This window comes from Paraburkholderia atlantica (assembly GCF_000092885.1).
Classification (GTDB): Bacteria; Pseudomonadota; Gammaproteobacteria; order Burkholderiales; family Burkholderiaceae; genus Paraburkholderia; species Paraburkholderia atlantica.
In genome coordinates this window covers 493,554-512,560 of sequence record NC_014119.1, presented here as the reverse complement: position 1 = coordinate 512,560, position 19,007 = coordinate 493,554, and the positions used below count along the sequence as shown (strand labels likewise).

General features: G+C 62.8%; 19 protein-coding genes. 11 read left to right on the top strand and 8 right to left on the bottom strand.

The window, feature by feature from the left end; all coding sequences use genetic code 11:
* Positions 1 to 57: 57 nt before the first annotated feature.
* Positions 58 to 1,272: a tryptophan leader peptide gene (locus BC1002_RS29925; RefSeq protein WP_238538075.1), complete on the bottom strand. Its 1,215-nt coding sequence runs from the start codon at positions 1,270 to 1,272 to the stop codon at positions 58 to 60.
* Positions 1,273 to 1,506: 234 nt separating this feature from the next.
* Between BC1002_RS29925 and BC1002_RS38320 the strand changes: the two genes are divergently transcribed.
* The 3 genes from BC1002_RS38320 to BC1002_RS29915 all read left to right on the top strand — a co-directional run bounded on the left by BC1002_RS38320 (position 1,507) and on the right by BC1002_RS29915 (position 3,291).
* Positions 1,507 to 1,647: a hypothetical protein gene (locus BC1002_RS38320; protein ID WP_162094073.1), complete on the top strand. Its 141-nt coding sequence runs from the start codon at positions 1,507 to 1,509 to the stop codon at positions 1,645 to 1,647.
* A 204-nt stretch (positions 1,648 to 1,851) separates the two neighbouring features.
* Positions 1,852 to 2,337, top strand: coding sequence for an adenosine-specific kinase (locus BC1002_RS29920; RefSeq protein WP_013093709.1), 486 nt, complete (start codon positions 1,852 to 1,854; stop codon positions 2,335 to 2,337).
* Between the two features lie 54 nt (positions 2,338 to 2,391).
* Entirely contained in the window at positions 2,392 to 3,291 is a 900-nt protein-coding gene (locus tag BC1002_RS29915; protein WP_013093708.1) for an ATP adenylyltransferase family protein, read from the top strand.
* A 16-nt stretch (positions 3,292 to 3,307) separates the two neighbouring features.
* Here BC1002_RS29915 and BC1002_RS29910 read toward each other — a convergent pair whose 3' ends face one another.
* The gene (locus BC1002_RS29910) at positions 3,308 to 4,963 is read right to left on the bottom strand and encodes an FAD-dependent oxidoreductase (protein ID WP_013093707.1); all 1,656 of its coding nucleotides are present in this window, start codon (positions 4,961 to 4,963) and stop codon (positions 3,308 to 3,310) included.
* Between the two features lie 203 nt (positions 4,964 to 5,166).
* Here BC1002_RS29910 and BC1002_RS29905 point away from each other — a divergent pair, with 203 nt between their 5' ends.
* On the top strand, positions 5,167 to 5,847 hold the full coding sequence (locus BC1002_RS29905) for a DUF4410 domain-containing protein (protein WP_013093706.1): 681 nt from the start codon (positions 5,167 to 5,169) through the stop codon (positions 5,845 to 5,847).
* 93 nt (positions 5,848 to 5,940) lie between these two features.
* Here BC1002_RS29905 and BC1002_RS29900 read toward each other — a convergent pair whose 3' ends face one another.
* The gene (locus BC1002_RS29900; RefSeq protein WP_013093705.1) at positions 5,941 to 7,164 is read right to left on the bottom strand and encodes a YeeE/YedE family protein; all 1,224 of its coding nucleotides are present in this window, start codon (positions 7,162 to 7,164) and stop codon (positions 5,941 to 5,943) included.
* A gap of 437 nt (positions 7,165 to 7,601) precedes the next feature.
* Here BC1002_RS29900 and BC1002_RS38555 point away from each other — a divergent pair, with 437 nt between their 5' ends.
* Both BC1002_RS38555 and BC1002_RS29895 read left to right on the top strand, forming a co-directional pair.
* Positions 7,602 to 7,757, top strand: coding sequence for a hypothetical protein (locus tag BC1002_RS38555; protein WP_013093704.1), 156 nt, complete (start codon positions 7,602 to 7,604; stop codon positions 7,755 to 7,757).
* 28 nt (positions 7,758 to 7,785) lie between these two features.
* Positions 7,786 to 8,334, top strand: coding sequence for a hypothetical protein (locus BC1002_RS29895; protein ID WP_013093703.1), 549 nt, complete (start codon positions 7,786 to 7,788; stop codon positions 8,332 to 8,334).
* A 44-nt stretch (positions 8,335 to 8,378) separates the two neighbouring features.
* On the opposite strand, the gene BC1002_RS29890 is transcribed toward BC1002_RS29895, so the two are convergent.
* Positions 8,379 to 10,394 (bottom strand): acyl CoA:acetate/3-ketoacid CoA transferase, encoded by a 2,016-nt coding sequence (locus BC1002_RS29890; RefSeq protein WP_013093702.1) that lies wholly within the window; start codon positions 10,392 to 10,394, stop codon positions 8,379 to 8,381.
* 31 nt (positions 10,395 to 10,425) lie between these two features.
* Entirely contained in the window at positions 10,426 to 10,893 is a 468-nt protein-coding gene (locus BC1002_RS29885) for a CBS domain-containing protein (protein ID WP_013093701.1), read from the bottom strand.
* 678 nt (positions 10,894 to 11,571) lie between these two features.
* Here BC1002_RS29885 and BC1002_RS29880 point away from each other — a divergent pair.
* Together BC1002_RS29880 and BC1002_RS29875 are read left to right on the top strand one after the other, a co-directional pair.
* Positions 11,572 to 11,781: a hypothetical protein gene (locus tag BC1002_RS29880; RefSeq protein ID WP_041735640.1), complete on the top strand. Its 210-nt coding sequence runs from the start codon at positions 11,572 to 11,574 to the stop codon at positions 11,779 to 11,781.
* Complete coding sequence (locus tag BC1002_RS29875; protein WP_013093700.1) at positions 11,774 to 12,607, top strand: hypothetical protein; 834 nt, start codon at positions 11,774 to 11,776, stop codon at positions 12,605 to 12,607. Before BC1002_RS29880 ends, BC1002_RS29875 begins: the two co-directional genes overlap by 8 nt.
* Here the strand turns inward: BC1002_RS29875 and BC1002_RS39865 are convergent, their stop codons facing one another.
* The gene (locus BC1002_RS39865; RefSeq protein WP_420798803.1) at positions 12,608 to 13,009 is read right to left on the bottom strand and encodes a LysR family transcriptional regulator; all 402 of its coding nucleotides are present in this window, start codon (positions 13,007 to 13,009) and stop codon (positions 12,608 to 12,610) included.
* Between the two features lie 161 nt (positions 13,010 to 13,170).
* Between BC1002_RS39865 and BC1002_RS29870 the strand changes: the two genes are divergently transcribed.
* The 3 genes from BC1002_RS29870 (at position 13,171) to BC1002_RS29860 (ending at position 17,352) form a co-directional block, all read left to right on the top strand.
* Positions 13,171 to 15,009 (top strand): assimilatory sulfite reductase (NADPH) flavoprotein subunit, encoded by a 1,839-nt coding sequence (locus tag BC1002_RS29870; RefSeq protein WP_013093699.1) that lies wholly within the window; start codon positions 13,171 to 13,173, stop codon positions 15,007 to 15,009.
* Between the two features lie 8 nt (positions 15,010 to 15,017).
* The gene (locus BC1002_RS29865; RefSeq protein ID WP_013093698.1) at positions 15,018 to 16,751 is read left to right on the top strand and encodes an NADPH-dependent assimilatory sulfite reductase hemoprotein subunit; all 1,734 of its coding nucleotides are present in this window, start codon (positions 15,018 to 15,020) and stop codon (positions 16,749 to 16,751) included.
* Between the two features lie 382 nt (positions 16,752 to 17,133).
* Positions 17,134 to 17,352, top strand: a complete 219-nt coding sequence (locus BC1002_RS29860) for a hypervirulence associated TUDOR domain-containing protein (protein ID WP_013093697.1) — start codon at positions 17,134 to 17,136, stop codon at positions 17,350 to 17,352.
* A gap of 112 nt (positions 17,353 to 17,464) precedes the next feature.
* Here BC1002_RS29860 and BC1002_RS29855 read toward each other — a convergent pair whose 3' ends face one another.
* Together BC1002_RS29855 and BC1002_RS29850 are read right to left on the bottom strand one after the other, a co-directional pair.
* The gene (locus BC1002_RS29855) at positions 17,465 to 18,364 is read right to left on the bottom strand and encodes an NAD-dependent epimerase/dehydratase family protein (RefSeq protein WP_013093696.1); all 900 of its coding nucleotides are present in this window, start codon (positions 18,362 to 18,364) and stop codon (positions 17,465 to 17,467) included.
* A gap of 101 nt (positions 18,365 to 18,465) precedes the next feature.
* Positions 18,466 to 18,822: a SpoIIAA family protein gene (locus BC1002_RS29850; protein ID WP_013093695.1), complete on the bottom strand. Its 357-nt coding sequence runs from the start codon at positions 18,820 to 18,822 to the stop codon at positions 18,466 to 18,468.
* Positions 18,823 to 19,007: the final 185 nt, after the last annotated feature.

Sequence of the window (19,007 nt, the reverse complement as noted above, 5' to 3'; positions counted from 1 at the left end):
CTTTGTGGTCGGGCGTGGCATCCACAGGTAAGAAGACATCGCATACCAGCAAGATGTTCAGTCCGGCAACTGCCCGGGCGCACCATCCAGAATGCGAAGCTTGTCGTCGAGATCGGGAAGCTGATGGCCGGCGGCGCGAAGCTCGTTGACGAGCCGATGCGCAGTTGCACGACACTGCGCAAGCGTCTCATGCAGTCGCGGTTCGCCCCGCAGACCTGTCACCACCTTTTCCAGCTCGGAAGCGGGCTCGCTCAGCAGGGCGGGCACCACCTCTTCTGGCGGAATCAGCGACCCGTGGCTCAAAAGCTGAGCCGTCCAGTCGCATCCATACAGCAGCGTGCGTCGCTCGGTCCGTTTTGCTTCGTCCTGCTCCAGGGTCGCGAGACTGTGCCGGTTCTTGTGAATCGACGCGCGCCAGGTTGCAAGTATGTCGGCGCGCAACTCCGCAATTGCATTGCCGAGGGACGTGCTCTGTCCACCAACGACGAGCCGGCGTTCATCGAGCCGGTCGACGTGGTCCCGGTATCCTTCGAGGAAGGGCTGCCAGTTCAGCGGCAATTCGGTCGTCTCGGAGAACGACCGGCTGATCTCATTGAGTTCGCTCCTGACCTCCTCGATGGCCCGAGCGTCGGCAAGCCGCGCCTCATACACTTCGTGAGCCGTCACCATCTGACGATGAAGGGCGAACAGCGGATTCTTGTGGCGGCGTTGCAGGTGTCGTTCGGCAGCGCCGGGATGAGCGCTCCATTTCCAGTTCGGCAGCGATTTCGCGTCGAAGTCGACCGCGTCTACCATCGGCCGGAATACCGCCAGTCCCTCTTCGGTTGCATGGCGAAAACAGTCGGCCAGCTTGAAGTCATTGCCTTGCAGGTGTGTGCCTTCGGTCCCCGCATACGGAGAATCCGGCGCGAGCCGCAGGAAGGCGGTAGCGAGGAAAAACTCCATCGGCAGTTCGACGGACAGGCCCTCCAGACGGAAGGTGCGCTGTTGAGCGGAAAGGTCTTCGACAGAATGCGCGAGGCGATTTTCGAGGTCGAGCAGCGAGTCGATCTTGTCGCCGGACGACGGCTGCATCGCGTCGGCGAGCAGGCAAAAAGATTCGCGCACCATTTTTGCCGCGATGGTGCCGTGCTTCTCGGCGAAAAGCCACAGCCAGAGGGCAAGCTGATAGCCCCGCACGCCGTTTCGGGCGAGCGTTTCGAGTTCGGGCGTGAAGGTGATCCCAGGCGCGGCCCAGTTCGCGAACGGTGGCGAGTCGCTGACCAGGTACATGTCCAGAAGCTGCTTCAACGACTCATGCGTCCCGCTCGGCCAGCTTCGCGTCTCGTCGTTCTGCTTGTCGGTCTTCCAAAGTTTCCAGGCCATCGTGGACCTCGCAAGAGTGTGCGGGATGCGGCTTGGTGAAGATACTTGCACACTCGGTCGGGGGCGTAAACCGGCGCTTGACCTTGTTGACTCGGAGCGGCTGCTTCGGCGCGATCGGGGTTTAATGCGGGTCGAAACGCTATGACGGAGACGCGACTTCCGGTCGATCGATGCCGCCATAAGTCAGGCTTTCTCTGCCTGTTCGACGTCCTTGACGGTTTCGCCGCGGCGCGGATCGTGCGCCGCGACGACGCAGGCTTCCTGGATGGCGGGATCGCTTGAGGATAGACCCGCAACGAGCCACGTGCGGTACGCGACGGGCTCCGGAATTCGGGAATTCGTGGCGTCGTTCGCCAGACGCCCGGTTTTCGTACTAGGCTAGAAGCCGGATCGACGAAGACCGGCCGACGCGCGAACCATCCGCAGTCGGGTTGGCCTGTGTTCGACGTGTTTTCGGCGTGTTGCCGCAATGGAGCGAGGTCCCCCATGCAATTGTCCGCCGTCAAGGTCGTCAAGCCCGAAGCGACCAACTTCATCCTCGGGCAAAGCCACTTCATCAAATCCGTCGAGGATATTCACGAAGCGATGGTCGGCACGGTGCCCGGCATCAAGTTCGGCCTCGCGTTTTGCGAGGCCTCCGGCAAGCGCCTCGTGCGGCGCTCCGGCACGGATGACAGCCTCGTCGAGATGGCATGCCAGAACGCCACCAACGTCGGCGCGGGCCATAGCTTCTTCGTGTTTCTGGGCGACGGCTTTTTCCCCGTCAACGTGCTGAACACGATCAAGGCCGTGCCCGAGGTCTGCCGCATCTTCTGCGCCACGGCGAATCCCGTCGAAGTGCTGGTCGCTGAAACGGATCAGGGGCGCGGGATCGTCGGCGTGATCGATGGCTTTCCGCCCGTCGGTACCGAAAGCGCGGAAGACGTTCAATGGCGCAAGGATCTTTTGCGCACGATAGGCTACAAGCTGTAGCGGCTGCCGCGCTTTGACTCGCTTCACTCGCGCCGCCATACCTGCCGACATGCTATGGAACGACAACGACGCCTGATTCCGGGCACGCTGTGGCCCGCCATTCTGCGACAGACCGAACATGCGCTCGGTTGTGGCGCGCTGCGACCGATCGACACGCAACAGTCCGTGATCGACAGCGGTGGCATCCGCTTTCTCGTGCGTCGGGTGTCGAGCCTGATGCACAAGGAACAACAGCGCGAGCAAGCGCACAAGCTGCAGACCGCAAAGCGCCCACAGAACCCATTTCTTCCCCCCGATCCAGATCTGTTCGTCGCCGATATCTCCGATACGCATCTCGCGTTGCTGAACAAGTTCAACGTGATCGATCATCATCTGCTGATCGTCACGCGTGAATTCGCACCGCAGCAAGCGCTGCTCGATCTTGCCGATTTCGAAGCGCTGCTCGCGTGCATGGCCGAATTCGACGGCATCGGCTTTTACAACGCCGGCACGGAGGCGGGCGCGAGCCAGCCGCACAAGCATCTGCAGATCGTGCCGCTGCCGCTCGGGGACACCGATCTGCCCGTGCCTATCGAGCCCTTGTTGGGCGCGCAGGACCGCTTGCCGGAGCTGCCGTTTTGGCATGCGTTCGCGCGCTTCGACGCGGATGATCTGACGCGCGCGGATGCGCCGAAGCTGGCGCTGTCCCGCTATCGCACGCTACTCGAAGCGGCGGGTATCGGCGCGCTCGAAATCGATCGCGTGTGGTGTCATGCGGCGCCCTACAACCTGCTGGTCACGCGGCGCTGGATGTTGCTCGTGCCGAGATCGCAAGAGCGTGTCGAAGGCGTGTCCGTCAACGCGCTCGGGTTTGCGGGTTCGCTGTTCGTGCGTGACGCGGCTCAACTGGACGTGATCGAAAGGCTCGGCCCGATGACGGTATTGGAACGCGCCGCGCTGCCTGCGAATACATAAGGACCGAGCGACGACCTCACGCACCGTCCGACTGCAAATACCTGTGCGCGAAAGCAATCGCCATGCTGCCCTCGCCGACGGCCGAAGCGACGCGCTTCACAGGGCTCAGCCTCACATCTCCGCACGCGAACACACCCGGCACGCTCGATTCGAGCAGATAAGGATCGCGGTGATGATGCGGCCAGCGTGCGGCCTTGACCACGTCGTCACCGGTCAGAACATAGCCGCGTTCGTCGCGCGCGATTTCGGACGGTAGCCACTCCGTTTGCGCATCCGCGCCGATGAAGACGAACAGACCGCCGCAGTCGTGCCGGCTTACTGAGCCCGTCGTCGAATCGCGAATGTCGATGGCAGTCAGATGCGTATCGCCATGCGCGCCGACGACATCCGAGCGCAAGCGCACCGCGACATTCGATTTGCCCGCAAGCTGTTCGACCAGATAGCGCGACATGCCCTTTTCGAGCGAATCGCCGCGCACGACGAGCGTCACGCTGCGCGCATGATTGGCGAAGAACAACGCCGCCTGGCCGGCCGAATTGCCGCCGCCGATCAGATGGACATCGAGGCCGTGCGTCGCGCTCGCTTCGCTGCGCGCCGCGCCGTAGTAGATCCCCTTGCCGATAAAGCGGTCGAAGCCGTCGATCGCAAGCCGCCGCCACGTGACGCCCGTCGCGAGAATGATGGTTCGGGCGTGCACGGCGTCGCCGCCATCGAGATGAATCCGCCGCGTCTCTACGTCGATGCGCTCGACCGAGCGCGTCACGAGGATTTCCGCGCCGAGCCGCCGTGCCTGTTGCAGCGCGCGGCTCGCGAGTTCGTCGCCGGAAACGCCATTGGGAAAGCCGAGGTAATTCTCGATGCGCGAGGACGTGCCCGCCTGTCCGCCCGGCGCTTCGCGCTCCAGCACCAGCGTGCGCAGCCCCTCCGATGCGCCGTACACCGCCGCAGCCAGCCCCGCGGGGCCGCCGCCGATGATCGCCGTGTCGTATCCGGCGAGGCGCGGCTGTGTCTGAAGGCCGAGCAGTCCCGCCAGTTCGCGGGTCGCGGGCCGGCTCAGCACCGTGCCGTCGACGAGGCGCAACGCGGGGCATTCGCTTTCCGTTGGACAGGTACCGGACCAGCGCGCGGCCAGTTCGGGTGCATCCGGTGCCAGCCAGTCGGCGCTGATCTGATTGCGCGCGAGAAACTGGCGCAGCAGCGTGCACGCATCGTCCCAACGATTGCCGACGATCGTCACACGCGCTTTCGGCGGCTCGGCAGAAAGGCTTTGCAGCCCGCCGATGCGTTCGCGCGCGAGCGCCCCCATCTTGAACGCCACTTCGGGCGACGCTGCCGCGAGCGCATAGTATTGCGGCGCGTCGACGCGCATCACGCGCGAAGCCTCGGCCGCTCGATAGGCGCCCGGAAACGGCGAACTCAGCGCAAGCGGCACTTCGCCGAAGATCGTGCCGGGCAGACGCCAGCCCAAGGTCCGCTCGATGCCGTCGAACGTCTTGATGACTTCCATCTTGCCCGACAGCACCGCGTATAACGCGCGCTCGCCGCCTTCATGAACCGCGAATTCGCCCGCGCACAGATGCAGGTCGGCGGCCGTGTGCGCGAGGTTTTCCAGTTCGCTGTCGGGCAGGGTCGAGAACAGCGGCACGGCGCGAATGTCGTCGATCGTCAGCATGGCTTTGTTTTCCGTTTGTCGGACTCGCGCCAAGGCATACGCGGACACGCGCGTAGCCAACAACCGCATCGACCAAGTATAGGATTTTCGGATCGCGATGCAGACGATCGAAAGTCCTAAGATGGATAAAGAGCCTTGATGCGAGTGCCGTATTTCGTCGCTGCCATGCGACCAGTACCAGGCGATCAGTGCGGAGGTGCGCAATGGTGTTTCGATGGGTGCGAATTGTCGGTCTGGCGACGTATGTGTGTGCCGGCGCGCAAGGATGTTTGGCGGCGGATGCGTCGGCAGCGCTCGCGGCTCCTGTTGCATCGCGGGTCGTCTATGTCGCCGATTTCGATCTCGACGCCGCGAATATCGCCCCTGACAGCGGGCCAGGCCACCGCGCGCGAGGCATCGTGGGCAATCTGGTGCCGGCGGGTCCGCTGCGCCAGCAGCAGGACCCGCAGGCGCGGGCGCGCGAGATCGTGGCGCTGATGGCGCAATCTTTGACGGACGATCTGAAAAAGGCCGGAGTAGACGCGCGCCGTGTCGCGCCGGGTGAGCCGCTGCCTCACGACGGCTGGCAGGTGCGCGGCGTTTTTCTCAGCGTCGATGAGGGCAACCGGCTGCGTCGCGCGATGGTGGGAATGGGCGCGGGCCAAAGCCAGTTTCAGGTCGCGGTCTCCTGCGATAACCTGGCTTCGCCGGAGTTGCCGCCGCTTTATGAAAGTGTTGAAGAGGGGAAGAGCAGGGATATGCCGGGCGCCGTGATCAAGCTCAATCCGTACGTGATCGCCGCGAAGGTCGTTCTTTCCGGCCGCGATGAAAAGACGGCGGTCAGGAACAGCGCGCAGCAGATAGCCGACGAACTCGCGCGACGGCTTCAGACTGGCGCCAGATAGAAGACTCGGCTTCGTTGCGACGACTTCCGCCCGGAATTGCGCGCGCGGGGCAGCAGCGCAGCCCCCGCCCGATAGGCGGCCGAAGCCGCCCGATCAGCAGCCCGTCTGCTTGACGCGCTCGACCGGAAGGCCGAACAGCGGACGCAGCTTCGTGCCGACCACGTTGCCGAAAAATGCCGCGACGAGCCACAGCCAGCCGTGCAGGCTGCCCGATACGATGCCGCTGAAGTACGCGCCGATATTGCAGCCGTACGCGAGACGCGCGCCGTAGCCGAGAATCAGACCGCCGACGATCGCCGCGAGCAGCGAGCGCAGCGGCAGACGCCACACCGGCGCATAGCGGCCGGCCAGCGAAGCGGCGACCATCGCGCCGATCACGATGCCGATGTCCATCACCGACTTCATGTCGTGGCTGATCGGTGCGGCGAGGGCGGCTGCGTTCGGGCCGGTGCTCCACACCGGCCAGCTCGCGACGTCGACGCCCATTGCGGAGAACGCCTTGGCGCCCCACAGCGCGAACGCCGACGTGATGCCCCACGGACGACCCGACAGCGCGAGCGTCACGAAGTTGAGGATCGCGAGCACGACGCCGCCGGCGAGCAGCGGCCACGGGCCATGCAGCCACGGCGATGCGTTCGGTGCGCGTTCCACCTCGCTGACGAGACGGCCGTGACGGCGTTTCTCGATCAGCACGGTCAGCGCGGCGATGGCCGCGAACACGACGAGGTTCAGCGCGATGCCCGGGACGACGCCGAGCGTCTGCACGAGCGAGATCGGCGGCAGATGCGGCATCGCGGACCAGAACGGCATATGCGCGGTGCCGATCACCGAGCCGATGATGAACGCGATCAGCGTGACCACCATCCGCGTGCTGCCGCCGCCGACCGTGTACAGCGTGCCGGACGCGCAGCCGCCGCCGAGCTGCATGCCGATGCCGAACATGAACGCGCCGACCACGACCGAGGTGCCGACGGGCGACACTTCTCCGACCACCGGATGACCGAACAGCGTGCCGGCGGAAAGCGCCGGGAAGAACAGCAGCACGCCGACCGCGAGCATCAGCATCTGCGCGCGCAGACCGGCGCCCCGGCCGTCGGCGATGAACACGCGCCACGCGGACGTGAAGCCGAACGCGGCGTGATAGAGCGTGATGCCGAGCAGCGCGCCGAGGACGTACAGCGCGGCCTGCTTCACGCTGACGGTTTGCGCGAGATAGACCGCGCCGAGCACGACCAGCGCGAGCGCGACGGTGAGCGGCTTTGGATTGATGTTGACGGCACGGCGAGCCGCGCCGAATGGCGTGGAGAGATCGGACATGATGAGTGGGGCGGACGCGCTTGTCGCGCGAGGGCGGCGCGCCGGTCAAATGGCGGTCGCTGCGCGGGAGGGGCCGCAAATAATCGTTTCGGGAAAGCCCGAGAGTATACCGAAATGTCGGATCGGGGCCGCTGCCGGCCGGGGGCGCGGTGCTCGATGGCGAGTCCGGGCGCGGGCGGTGTCGCGAGCCTGCAGGGCCCACCGCACGGGGTTTTGCGGAAATCGACGGCGCCTGGTCGTTCGCCGCTTAATAACCTCTCGTAATAACGGTATTTCAAACTTGCGTTGAAACTGTTATCAACGTGGAAGCCGATGGGCGCGAACGGCACATGGCTCGCGAGCTATCCGGGGCCGGAGTTGCGCTGGCTGGCAGGGCCCTGACATCGAGCGCATCGCCTACCATATAACCATGGTCGCAACCTAGAAGGGAGGCTGCCATGACTCAGTCAATGATGGGCCTTGTAGTGGCGTTGGCAGCGCTGCTGGTCCTCGCGTACGTGTTCGCGCGGCGATACAGGCACGCGCATCCGGAAGAGACAATGAGCCAGTGGCTCGACGCGCATCACATGGGTTGGCTACATCACAGGCACTGACTTCGGATCCTGGCGGGTAGAGTCCCCAATGACATCCCGGCGATCGAATTCATCGCGATCGGCATTCGGTCGTGCCCGTCACACACGCGTCGCGCTGCTTGGCGCGGCGGTATTGGCGCTTGAGGCCTGCGCGCAGCCGTGGGAGGCGTTCCATGCAGGCGAACCGGAATCTGCCGTCGTCGCCAGATTGGGACAGCCGCGCGAGGTGTACAACCTGCCCGACGGTTCGCGGCGGCTGATGTGGCCGACGCAGCCTATGGGGGAAGTCACCGTCGCCGCGGACATCGACCCAACCGGCAAAGTGATCCGCGTCCGGCAAGTGCTGCAGCCGAACGAGTTTTACCGCGCGGAGCCTGACAAGTGGACGAAGAACGACGTTCTAACCAACTTTGGCCGCCCGGAGGACACGACATACTTTCCAATGTTGAAACGCGAGGTATGGAGCTATCGCTATCTGGAAGACAACGTGTGGTACCTGCTGTTCAATTTCTATTTCGACGACACCGGCGTGTTGCGCTCAACCCAGAAGAGTCCGGACCCGCTGCACTTGCAGGGCGGCGACAACAAGCCTATGTGACGGCTGCCGGCTCGATGACATCGCGCGTGGCGATTACAGCTTCGCTAGCGGTTCGGCGACTGCTCGCGCAGGAACGCCTGCGCTTCCGCCTCCGTCTCATAGACATAAGGTGACAGCCCGCGCCGCGTCAGTGCGCCACCCAGCTTGGCGCGCATGAAAGCGCTGGTCGTAAAGCGCGTTACGCCGAGATAGTAGCGCTGCACCATATCCTCGACCATTTCGACATACGCGTCTTCCAGCGCGGGGTCCAACACGAAGCCCTCGTAGTTCACCACCGCATAAACCTTGTGGTCCAGTGGTTCGCAGATGCGGCATACCTGAGTTCGGATCGCGGCGATGTCGTCGGGACGCTTCACCTCGAGACGCGAGAAATTGAGAAACATGATGTTCTTGTCGTCGTCGTAGATGAAGCGCGCTTCCAGCGGCAGTCGCAATACATTCGAGCGCAAACCCATCGGTTCCGGCAGGAAAATCCGCTCGTCCATCTGCTTCGGCGAACGCAGGATCGGTGCGAAGTCCATCCTGGCCAGAATATCGCGCTCCAGATCGACGCCAGGCGCGATCTCGATGAGTTCCATGCCCTCGGCGCCGAGTTCGAACACGCAACGCTCGGTGACGTAGAGGACCGGTTGTCCCGCTGCCGCCGCATACGGGCCAGAAAACGTGCGATGCTCGACTTCCTCGATGAACTTCCTGGCCGTGCCGTCACGGTGGATACGCAGCTTGCCGTCGGCGACTGAAATCTGGCTTTGGCCCGCCATGAAAGTGCCGACGAACACGACTTTCCTGGCATTCTGGCTGATGTTGATGAAGCCTCCTGCACCGGCCAGGCGCGGCCCGAATCTCGACACGTTGAGGTTTCCCATCCGATCGGCCTGCGCGAGGCCGAGAAACGCGATGTCGAGTCCGCCGCCGTCATAGAAATCGAATTGCGCGGGCTGATCGATGATGGCCTGCGGGTTGGTCGCCGCGCCGAAGTTCAAGCCTCCCGCCGGAATGCCGCCGATTACGCCGGGCTCGGTGGTCAGCGTCAGCAGGTCGAGAATTCTTTCCTCGTTGGCGACGCTGGCGATGCCCTCGGGCATGCCGATTCCGAGATTCACCACGCTGTTCGGCTGGAGTTCCATTGCCGCGCGCCGCGCGACCACCTTGCGCTCACTCATCGGCATCGGCGCCACACTGCTCGCGGGGACCCGGATTTCGCCGGCGAACGCCGCGCTGTAGGGTGTGGCAAAGGTCTGCTGATGGTTCTCTGGCGGCGCCAGCACGACGCAATCGACCAGCACGCCGGGGATCTTGACCTGGCGCGGATTGAGCGAGCCGCTTTCGGCGATGCGCTCCACCTGGACGATCACCAGACCGTGGCAGTTGTGCGCGGCCATGGCGATCGCCAGCGCCTCCAGGGTCAGCGCTTCGCGCTCCATCGTCACATTGCCGTCGGGATCGGCGGTGGTGCCGCGCACGATCGCGACGTTGATCGGGAACGACTTGTAGAACAGATATTCCTCGCCGCCGATCTGCATCAACTCGACCAGGTTCTCGGTGGTGCGTTCGTTCAGTTTGCCGCCGCCGAAGCGCGGATCGACGAAGGTGCCGAGGCCGACTCGTGACAGATGGCCGGGTTTTCCGGACGCAATGTCGCGAAACAGGTGGCTGATCACGCCCTGCGGCAGGTTATAGGCTTCGATCTGGTTATTTACCGCAAGCCGCTGCAGCTTCGGCACCAGACCCCAGTGTCCGCCGATCACGCGTTTGACGAGTCCCGGCGTCGCCAGGTGGTTCAGTCCCCGGTCCTTGCCGTCTCCCTGGCCGGCCGCATAGACCAGCGTGAGGTCGCGCGGCTTTGGGAGGGTCACTAACGCATCCTCGTCACGCGTCGTACAGAGTTCCTCGAGGGCAATAGCGATGTCTTCGGCGAAGCCGATGCCGACGAAGCCACCTGTCGCGACCGTATCGCCGGCGCGGATCAGGCGCACGGCATCGCGCGCCGATGCCACTTTTCCGGACGAGCGGGAAAGGATGGCCGGTGCAGGCGTCCCCGCGGTTGATTGCGTGCTCATGTTTCACCTCGTCTGATTCGAGCGCGACTGTCTAATAGGCGCCGCCGGTATCAATGGTCAGATGGAGCATGTCGTCCTCGAGAACCCGGATGAAACGCTCGTCCTCCTGCAGGAGTTCCTCCAGCACGTCACTGTTGGAAAGCACGCCGATGACGCGCCCGGATTCGATAACAGGCAGGTGCCGGATCCGCTTCGTATGCATCGACGCGAGGCATTGATCGCAGGTATGCTCGGGCGTCACATAAAACACCTGAGTGGTCATGATGTCGCCAACCCTGGTGCTGGCAGCGTTGCGGCCGAGCACGTCGACCTTGCGCGCGTAGTCGCGCTGAGACAGCACGCCAACCAGATTGCTGCTTTGCAGCACCAGCACCGTCGTCACATCCTTGTCGGCCATCAGTTGCAGCGCGCTGAGCACCGTGTCGTCGGGGCCGACCGAAACAACCTCCCGAGGGTTCGCGGACAGAATTTGCCGTGCTGTCTTCCTCTCCTTTTTCATGAGCGCCTCCAGACAAAAAGGGGAGCATGTACGGACTCCGCCTGATCAAAGCGAAATCGGAATGCGATCGTCCGGATCCAGCTAAGTCTGGCGATCTTTTTTGTCTTCGTTGAATTGCAGTGTAGGTCGCTTGGTGTGCGCCGAACGAACATTTTCCGGTCCGGCTCATGTGGAAGAGTGAGCCGCATTGAGGAAGCCGGGCGTGGAATTCGCTGCCCGCGTACTGATTGACGGGGAACGAGCGGTGCCGCGCGCCACACGCGGGCCCGTGGCGGGACGAATTGCGCGCGGGCGTCCGATGACGATCGGCCAATGTGTCGAATTGAGCCGACGCGCTCTTGCATGGCTCATGGCGTCTAACCGAAGTCTTATCCCGGCTGATTTATCGCCTTGTAGTAGTTTTCACCCCTGCTATAACGACGTCATGCAATGCAAATCTTATTGGTTGCATGACTCATGAAGTCACCACGAGCAGACTTCCGTGCAAAACTTCTGCACGCATCTGCGACCACTCAGCTCATTGCGTTGGCTCAGTGACGAAGTAGTCCTTCCTATATGTTGGTTCCGGTCGCGGACAGCGAATGCGTGGCTCCGCGCGCTCAACGATGCGCCCATTTTCACATTCGCCCGATCAGGTGAATTTCGGTGGGACCTTTTATTGCCTTTCGGATTTTGCGAATGTTTGGCGGCAAATTGACCCGCGGACTTTCGCTCGATATTGCTATTGAGTTCGCTCGCGACAGCGATAGCGACGTCATAGCGATTGGAGAAGATGTCTTTTGTGGCTGGTCGGTTTGCAAATCCGGGTGGCTCGTTAACGTTGCCATCGACCGAGTCGATGACTCCCAGTTAAAGAAGCACAAATACGTTGGAGAGCGTCATGAATGATCAAGATGCAGGAACAGATATCGCGGCCTTCATTCCACGACTCAAAAGAGGATTGCAGGCATCCGCGATTGTGATATCGATTGCAGCGGCATTGACCGCATGCGGTGGAGGAGGCAGTGATAGTGCTGGCGAATCGGCAGTAGCGCATAAAGCTGCGCCGCCCGCGGCGTCTGCGAGCCCTCACGTGGTGCCACTCAATGCGCGCTTTAGAGGCAAGACCTACGCGCAGTGGGAGGCGTCGTTCTGGCAGTGGGCGTTAGCGTTGCCTCTCGGTCCGCTTCCGCATCCTTTTAATGACTGCACCAACCGTCCTATCTCGGCGGGGCAAACGGGCAATGTTTGGTATTGGTCGGCGCCCGATCTCCCGGACCAAATCTGCAATCAGTCCGCAAACGTTATTCCCGCAGGGACGGCGATCTTTTTGACCACGCTTGACGTAGAGGCTTCGTCGCTCGACCCCGAGCCTTTCTATGCAGCGACGGCGGCCGGTCAACGGGCGATTGCCCATCAGTTCGCCAACTACATCCAGAACGTGTTTGTGAGTGTCGACGATGTCCCAATCGCCAACGTCAGCGCATATCGGACGATGACTGACCAGTTCCCGTTTACCGCTCCTACTCCTTGGGTTTTTAACCCTACGGGTACCGGCGGTAACGGTACGGCCGCAGGCGACGGCTACTTCCTGCTACTAGAGCCGCTATCCGCCGGCTCACACAAGATTCACTATGGCGGCAACATTCATATTCCCGCGGGTGTGCTCGGGCCGGACCCGGTGGACATTCCGAAAGACGTCACGCTTCTGATAACGGTCGGCTCCTCTCGATGATCACCTGACCAATTTGGTCAAACGTACAAGCGTCGTCACCGCTGCGACACGGACCCGCCCCGCTCCGTCCGCCCCCTGCTGCCGCGAACTGTCGGCCGTGAGACCACCTCGTGGTCCACGCGCGGTTCGTCCTAAGCAGTGGCGACGGCCCGCAGCCCCTGCCGGACGCGGTCGATAACGTTGCCTTCCTGTCGTCTGGCGTACACCACGTAGGCCGACCATGAGAATTCCGGCGCGCCCGTTGCGGACGAACAGCCGGCGTTCCAGCTGCTCCTCCAGCGTGCGGATGCGCGCGCTCACCGCCGTCTGCGTCAGGTGCAAACGCTCCGCAGCCGATATGAAGCTGCCACTTGCCGAGACTTCGAGAAAAGGTGCGGGCCAGCGTGATATCCATCGTTTCATATCAAAATTTTTGCTATCAATTGCAATGAGTATCCATTTGCGTGCGGATAACCGGTGCCGGAAAATGGTTGTCGGTTCATCACCAAGCTGACCTGTCGAGGCCCGCGCGACACGCTCACGCGGGCGTCCCGGGGCAGCGTACGTCTGGAGTCGATAGAGAGATGGCTGTTGCGGAATTTCGGGACCCGGTGCTGACCGAGGCCCAGTGGGAACACATCAAGGCCCTCACGACCTCGCTCGACTCCCGGCAACTCGTCTGGGTCAGCGGATATCTCGCGGGGTTCGATCAAGCCAGCACACTCCGAGCCGAAGCGCGCGCACCGGCTGCTGAAGCCGATCTCGGCGGCACTTCGGCACGCCGGCTCAGCGTGCTCTACGGCAGCGAAACCGGCAACAGCGCGGCGCTCGCCCGCTCGCTCGCCGAGCAGGCGGCGCAACGCGGCCTCGTCGCATCGCTGCATGACTTGGCCAGCTACAAGGTTCGTCAGTTGAAGGACGAGCAGGATGTCCTCGTCGTCGCGAGCACTTATGGCGAGGGCGATCCGCCGCAATCGGCCACCGACTTCTTCGAGTTCATCGAAGGACGCAAGGCGCCGAAGCTCACTGGCGTGCGTTTTGCCGTGCTGGCGTTGGGCGACTCGACCTATGAACACTACTGCGAGGCGGGCAAGCGGCTCGACCGCCGTTTCGAGGAACTCGGCGCCGAGCGACTCGCGCAGAGAGTCGATTGCGACGTCGATTACGAACAACCGGCAAACGCCTGGATCGAACAGACCCTTGCGCTTCTGGTCAGCGACGCATCCGCAGCCGGTCATCCGCCCAGCGCCGAACCGCGCGCGCCCGCAGGCGCTTTGCCGCAGCGGCGGGCGGCGAGCGACAGGCAACATCCTTTTCACGCCCGCGTCATTGAAAACATCGCGCTGACGGGACGTGGATCATCGAAGGAAACCCGGCATATCGAACTGTCGCTCGAAGGATCGGGCCTCAGCTTCGACCCGGGCGACGCTTTGGGCGTGGTGCCGACGAATGACCCTTCAGTGGTTCGCGCGGTACTGCAGGAACTCGTTCTCGATGACTCGCAAGCCGTCGACGTAAAGGGCAACGACACGACACTCGGCGATGCGCTCGGTGCCGGCTTCGAAGTCACTGCGCTCACGCCACGCTTTCTCGAGCACTGGGCACGGCTTTCCGGTGCGGCAGAGCTCGAACGTCTCGTCGACAACGCGCACGCTGACGAGCGAACCGCCTACATGCGCGGCCATCACATCATCGACGTGGTACGGCGGTTTCCCGTCAAGGGGATCGACGCGCAGCACTTCCTCGCCGCGCTGCGACCTTTGCAGCCGCGCCTCTATTCGATTGCATCGAGCCTCGCCGCGGCGCCCGATGAAGTGCACCTGACCGTTTCGGCGCTGCGCTACGAACTGCACGGCGAACCGCGCGCGGGCGTGGCGTCGGGCCAATTGTCCGAGCGCATCGAGCTCGATGCTCAGTTGCCTGTGTACATACACCGGAATTCGAACTTCCGGCTGCCCGCGGGCGACGTGCCGATCATCATGATCGGCGCCGGCACCGGCATTGCGCCATTCCGCGCCTTCATGCAGGAACGCGAAGCACGCGGGGCGAACGGACGGTCATGGCTCTTCTTCGGTGAACGCAACTTCCGCACCGACTTTCTCTATCAGACCGAGTGGCAACGGCTGCTGAAGGACAACGCGCTGACGCGGATGGACGTTGCATTCTCGCGCGACCGGCGCGCGAACGGCGAAGGGAAGATCTACGTGCAGCACAGGATGCAAGCGCAGGGTCACGACCTGTTCGCGTGGCTGGAAGAAGGCGCGCACCTGTACGTCTGCGGCGATGCAAGCCGCCTCGCGCCCGACGTTCATCACACGCTTCTCGAGATCATCGGCAGCGAGGGCGCGCTCGATACCGAATGCGCGCAAGCGTACCTTCAACAGCTTCAACGCGACGGGCGCTACCAGCGCGACGTCTACTGAGCGACATGATGAGCAATCCACCTACCGAACCGGATCGCAGCCGCGACCTGTCACAGCCCGTCGAATGCTTGAGCGCGGACGAACGTCTGAAGGCCGCGAGCGACCAATTGCGCGGCACGATTGGCGCAAGCCTGGCCGACCCGCTGACGGGCGCCGTAGCCGATACCGACACGAAGCTGCTGAAATTCCATGGCATCTATCAACAGGACGACCGCGATCTGCGCGACGAGCGCCGGCGGCAAAAGCTGGAACCGGCCTTTCAGTTCATGATTCGCGTGCGGATGCCAGGCGGCGTCTGCACCCCCGCGCAATGGCTGAAACTCGACGAGCTCGCGCGCGCGAACGGCGGCGAAACATTGCGGCTGACGACGCGGCAAACGGTCCAATTCCATTGGGTGCTCAAACACGACCTGCGACCCGTCATCCAGGGCCTGCGCGAAGTGCAGCTCGATACGATCTCTGCCTGCGGCGACGACGCGCGCGGCGTGATGTGTTCGATCAATCCGCATCTGTCGTCACTCCATGCCGCGGTCTATGACCTCGCACGCCGCGCCAGCGACCAGGCCATTCCACGCATGCACGCTTATCACGAGACCTGGTATGGCGAGACACGCATCGAGGGCCCGGAACCCGAGGAGCCGTTCTACGGCAAGACCTACATGCCGCGCAAGTTCAAGATCGGCTTCGCGGTTCCACCCGTCAACGACATCGATGTCTACACACAGGATCTCGGATTCATCGCCATTGCCGAGCACGGCGAACTGAAGGGATTCAACGTCGCGATCGGCGGCGGAATGGGGCGCAGCGATCAATCGGCGGCGACCTATCCGCGGCTCGCCGACGTGATCGGCTTCGTCACGCCGGATCAGGTGCTGGCCACCTGTGAAGCCGTGATGAGCGTTCAGCGCGATTACGGCGACCGCAAGGAACGCGCGCACGCGCGCTTCAAGTACACGATCGACGATCTCGGTCTCGACTGGGTCAAAGCAGAGATCGAACGGCGGCTGGGCTTCGCACTCGGAGACGCACACCGGTTTGCCTTTACGACGAACGGCGACGCACTGGGCTGGCAGACCGGCGACGACGGCGCGCATCACCTGACGCTGTTCATCGAGAACGGCCGCCTGAGCAACGGGCCGGACCATGCGCTGCTCGATGGTCTGCGTGCAATCGCGCGCGTGCACGTCGGCACGTTTCGCCTGACGCCCAATCAGAACATCGTGATTGCTCAGGTACCCGACACGAACCGCGAGCAGATCGAGCGGCTCGCCGAACAACACGGCCTGCTCGCTCACGTGCGTGATAGCGCGTTGCGCCTGAACTCGATGGCCTGTGTCGCGATGCCGACATGTGGACTGGCGATGGCCGAAAGCGAGCGCTACCTGCCGTCTCTCGTGACGAAGATCGAAGCCTTGCTCGAAAAGCATGGACTGGCGGATGTCCCGATCACGATGCGCATGAGCGGTTGCCCGAACGGCTGCTCGCGGCCCTACATCGCAGAAATCGGACTGTCGGGACGTGCGCCTGGCAAGTACAACCTTTACCTGGGTGGCGGCTTTCACGGGGAAAGACTCAATCGCCTGTATCGCGAGAACGTCGGCGAACAGACGATCCTCGAGTCGCTCGACACGACGCTCGGCCATTTCGCCAGCGAACGTGTCGAGCACGAGCACTTCGGTGATTTCGTCATTCGCACAGGTTATGTCGATGCCGTGATCTCGGGCCGCGATTTCAACCGTTGATCCGGCGTTTTGCACGGTCTGCATCGACGATGTCGCTTTACTTGCGGTCCATGAAGGAGAACTGGAGGTTCGAGCATGGGGGGCGCCAAAACCTGGCCGGATACTTCGCACACGTAGAAGGACTGCTCGCCGAAGATGGCGTGCTGATGAATCACGGCATCACATCCAGATCGTCGCGCGTAAGGCGGGCATCCGTGCTAGCAAGCTTCCGTGGTCACGCCGCTATATCTGCGCGCCGAACTGATTCATTCCGCAGGTGCAGGGGTTCCTGCCAGCTCGCCCGCAGGGAGGGACGGTATGCCGAGCCACGCAGGCGTTCGCACCGGCCTCAGGAACGAAGAATGCTGCGATCCTATGGATTCAACCACTGGAGCGCACAATCATGTCCCATCGACTGAAAACAGGTGATCGCGTCACGTGGAACACTCCGCAAGGCGTGACGACAGGCACGGTCGTCCGCAGGATCATCAGGGATACGGAACTGGACGGTCAGGTTCTCAGCGCGTCGAAGGACGACCCCCGTTACGAGGTCGAAAGCGAGAAGAGCGGCCAGCACGCGGTGCATCGCGCGGACAGTCTGGAGAAGGTGCACAGGCACTGATCTGCTTGGGATCGGCAACGACGCTATTGCACCGGTCTGCGTCGTTGCAAAGCAGTCCATCAGGACCCGCAGGGCATGATTGGGCCGGCAGGGCGCCGGCCCGCCATGCATGCTAGACGACCTTCTTCGCCTCGTCGCGCCAGTAGTGTTGCTGTTTCCATCCAAGGAGGCGCTTGAGCTTCTCATTACTGAGCAGGGTCTCGAACTCGCCGAGCTGCTTCCTGAGCGGCACGCCCGGGTAGTAGCGCCGGAGCAGTTCCGTCGTGGGTACGTCGGACGATACGTCGTCGGCCGCGACGTTCATCACCTGAAAGCCGAGACCGTCCTTTTCGATGGCGAGCCGGCACGCGCTCGCGAGATCGCGGCCGTCGATATAGCTCCACGCAATCCTCTTGCGCAGTGCCGGATCTTTGAGCCACTGCGGAAACTTCGCGTAGTCGCTGGGTTCGAGCACGTTGCCGATCCGAAAGCAGTAAATGTCGGAGCCGGTGCGTGCGTGAAACGCTTTCGCCGTCACTTCGTTGATCACCTTCGACGTCGCGTAGCTGTCCATTGGGTCCACCGGATATTCCTCGTCGAGCGGGAAGTATTCAGGACTGCGGTCGCAGTGCGCGAACACGATGCCATAGGTGGTTTCGCTCGATGCGACGATCACCTTGCGAATGCCAAGCTTCGACGCTGCATCGAGAATGTTGTACGTGCCCATCACGTTGATCCGGTACACCTCGTTGTCGGGCGTGATCATGATGCGAGGGATCGCCGCGAAATGCACGATCGCGTCGATCGGCTTTGGTTCGAGGTCGTTGGCGAATTCTCCCGGCGCCGTGCTCGATGCAAGCGCATTGAATACCTGGCCCGCATCGGTGATGTCCGTAATCAACGTGCGCGCCGTGCGCGCTGCCATCGGCACGCGATCGACATTCATCACCTCGTAGCCGTGCTCGACCAGGTCCTCGACGACCCATTTTCCGGCCAGGCCGCTGCCGCCGGTCGCAATCACTCGCTTCGTCATGTGCTCCTCTTCTCCTGTTGTGCTTCTTGCGTGGGTGGCGCTGCGTGTTCCTGATGCGGCAGTACCGGTCTCTGCTCAATGCGTTCGGCTGAAGACGACGTTCAGGCGTTGATCCAGGCCCGCGCCTGTTCCAGTTCGTTGACGCGAAACGCCTTGATTTCAGCCTTTGTAAAGAACCGCGCCAAATGCATCGACGCGTGAATCCAGCCCGCGTCGGCCACCACGGCGGCGCGCGTGACCTTGCGGGCGACGGCGACGCCGAGCGTCAGGTCGGTCCACAGCGCCTTCGGTTCGATGCCGCTGAAATGTTCGATGCGTTCGAGCACGCGGGTCTTGCCGTTCAGCTCGAGATCACCACGCATGCGTTCGATGGCTTCGCGCAGTTCGTGGTCGGTGATTTTGCCTTCGACGGATATTTCGATGACCGGTGAACCGGGTACGGTGTGATACACGATCATGGCAGGACCTTTGGCGAGGAAGACGTTACACGCTCAGGCACGGATCAGCCTGGCGTGGGATGGTGTGCTCATGGTACCCCTTTCCACTCGCTCGGTTAGCTTGCGAGCGCATTGCAGAAGGTGGGAGGGCGGCCCATCAGCACAGGCCATCCGACACATGATCGCCCCTCTAGATCGCCATCCAG

Excerpts from the sequence above, each read along its gene's own strand:
- BC1002_RS29910 (WP_013093707.1), bottom strand. The coding sequence starts at position 4,963 with ATGCTGACGATCGACGACATTCGCGCCGTGCCGCTGTTCTCGACCCTG.
- BC1002_RS38320 (WP_162094073.1), top strand. The coding sequence starts at position 1,507 with ATGACGGAGACGCGACTTCCGGTCGATCGATGCCGCCATAAGTCAGGC.
- BC1002_RS29885 (WP_013093701.1), bottom strand. The coding sequence starts at position 10,893 with ATGAAAAAGGAGAGGAAGACAGCACGGCAAATTCTGTCCGCGAACCCT.
- BC1002_RS29850 (WP_013093695.1), bottom strand. The coding sequence starts at position 18,822 with ATGATCGTGTATCACACCGTACCCGGTTCACCGGTCATCGAAATATCC.
- BC1002_RS29900 (WP_013093705.1), bottom strand. The coding sequence starts at position 7,164 with ATGTCCGATCTCTCCACGCCATTCGGCGCGGCTCGCCGTGCCGTCAAC.
- BC1002_RS29890 (WP_013093702.1), bottom strand. The coding sequence starts at position 10,394 with ATGAGCACGCAATCAACCGCGGGGACGCCTGCACCGGCCATCCTTTCC.
- BC1002_RS38555 (WP_013093704.1), top strand. The coding sequence starts at position 7,602 with ATGACTCAGTCAATGATGGGCCTTGTAGTGGCGTTGGCAGCGCTGCTG.
- BC1002_RS29860 (WP_013093697.1), top strand. The coding sequence starts at position 17,134 with ATGTCCCATCGACTGAAAACAGGTGATCGCGTCACGTGGAACACTCCG.
- BC1002_RS29920 (WP_013093709.1), top strand. The coding sequence starts at position 1,852 with ATGCAATTGTCCGCCGTCAAGGTCGTCAAGCCCGAAGCGACCAACTTC.
- BC1002_RS39865 (WP_420798803.1), bottom strand. The coding sequence starts at position 13,009 with ATGAAACGATGGATATCACGCTGGCCCGCACCTTTTCTCGAAGTCTCG.
- BC1002_RS29855 (WP_013093696.1), bottom strand. The coding sequence starts at position 18,364 with ATGACGAAGCGAGTGATTGCGACCGGCGGCAGCGGCCTGGCCGGAAAA.
- BC1002_RS29870 (WP_013093699.1), top strand. The coding sequence starts at position 13,171 with ATGGCTGTTGCGGAATTTCGGGACCCGGTGCTGACCGAGGCCCAGTGG.
- BC1002_RS29905 (WP_013093706.1), top strand. The coding sequence starts at position 5,167 with ATGGTGTTTCGATGGGTGCGAATTGTCGGTCTGGCGACGTATGTGTGT.
- BC1002_RS29915 (WP_013093708.1), top strand. The coding sequence starts at position 2,392 with ATGGAACGACAACGACGCCTGATTCCGGGCACGCTGTGGCCCGCCATT.
- BC1002_RS29875 (WP_013093700.1), top strand. The coding sequence starts at position 11,774 with ATGAATGATCAAGATGCAGGAACAGATATCGCGGCCTTCATTCCACGA.
- BC1002_RS29865 (WP_013093698.1), top strand. The coding sequence starts at position 15,018 with ATGAGCAATCCACCTACCGAACCGGATCGCAGCCGCGACCTGTCACAG.
- BC1002_RS29880 (WP_041735640.1), top strand. The coding sequence starts at position 11,572 with ATGTTTGGCGGCAAATTGACCCGCGGACTTTCGCTCGATATTGCTATT.
- BC1002_RS29895 (WP_013093703.1), top strand. The coding sequence starts at position 7,786 with ATGACATCCCGGCGATCGAATTCATCGCGATCGGCATTCGGTCGTGCC.
- BC1002_RS29925 (WP_238538075.1), bottom strand. The coding sequence starts at position 1,272 with ATGTACCTGGTCAGCGACTCGCCACCGTTCGCGAACTGGGCCGCGCCT.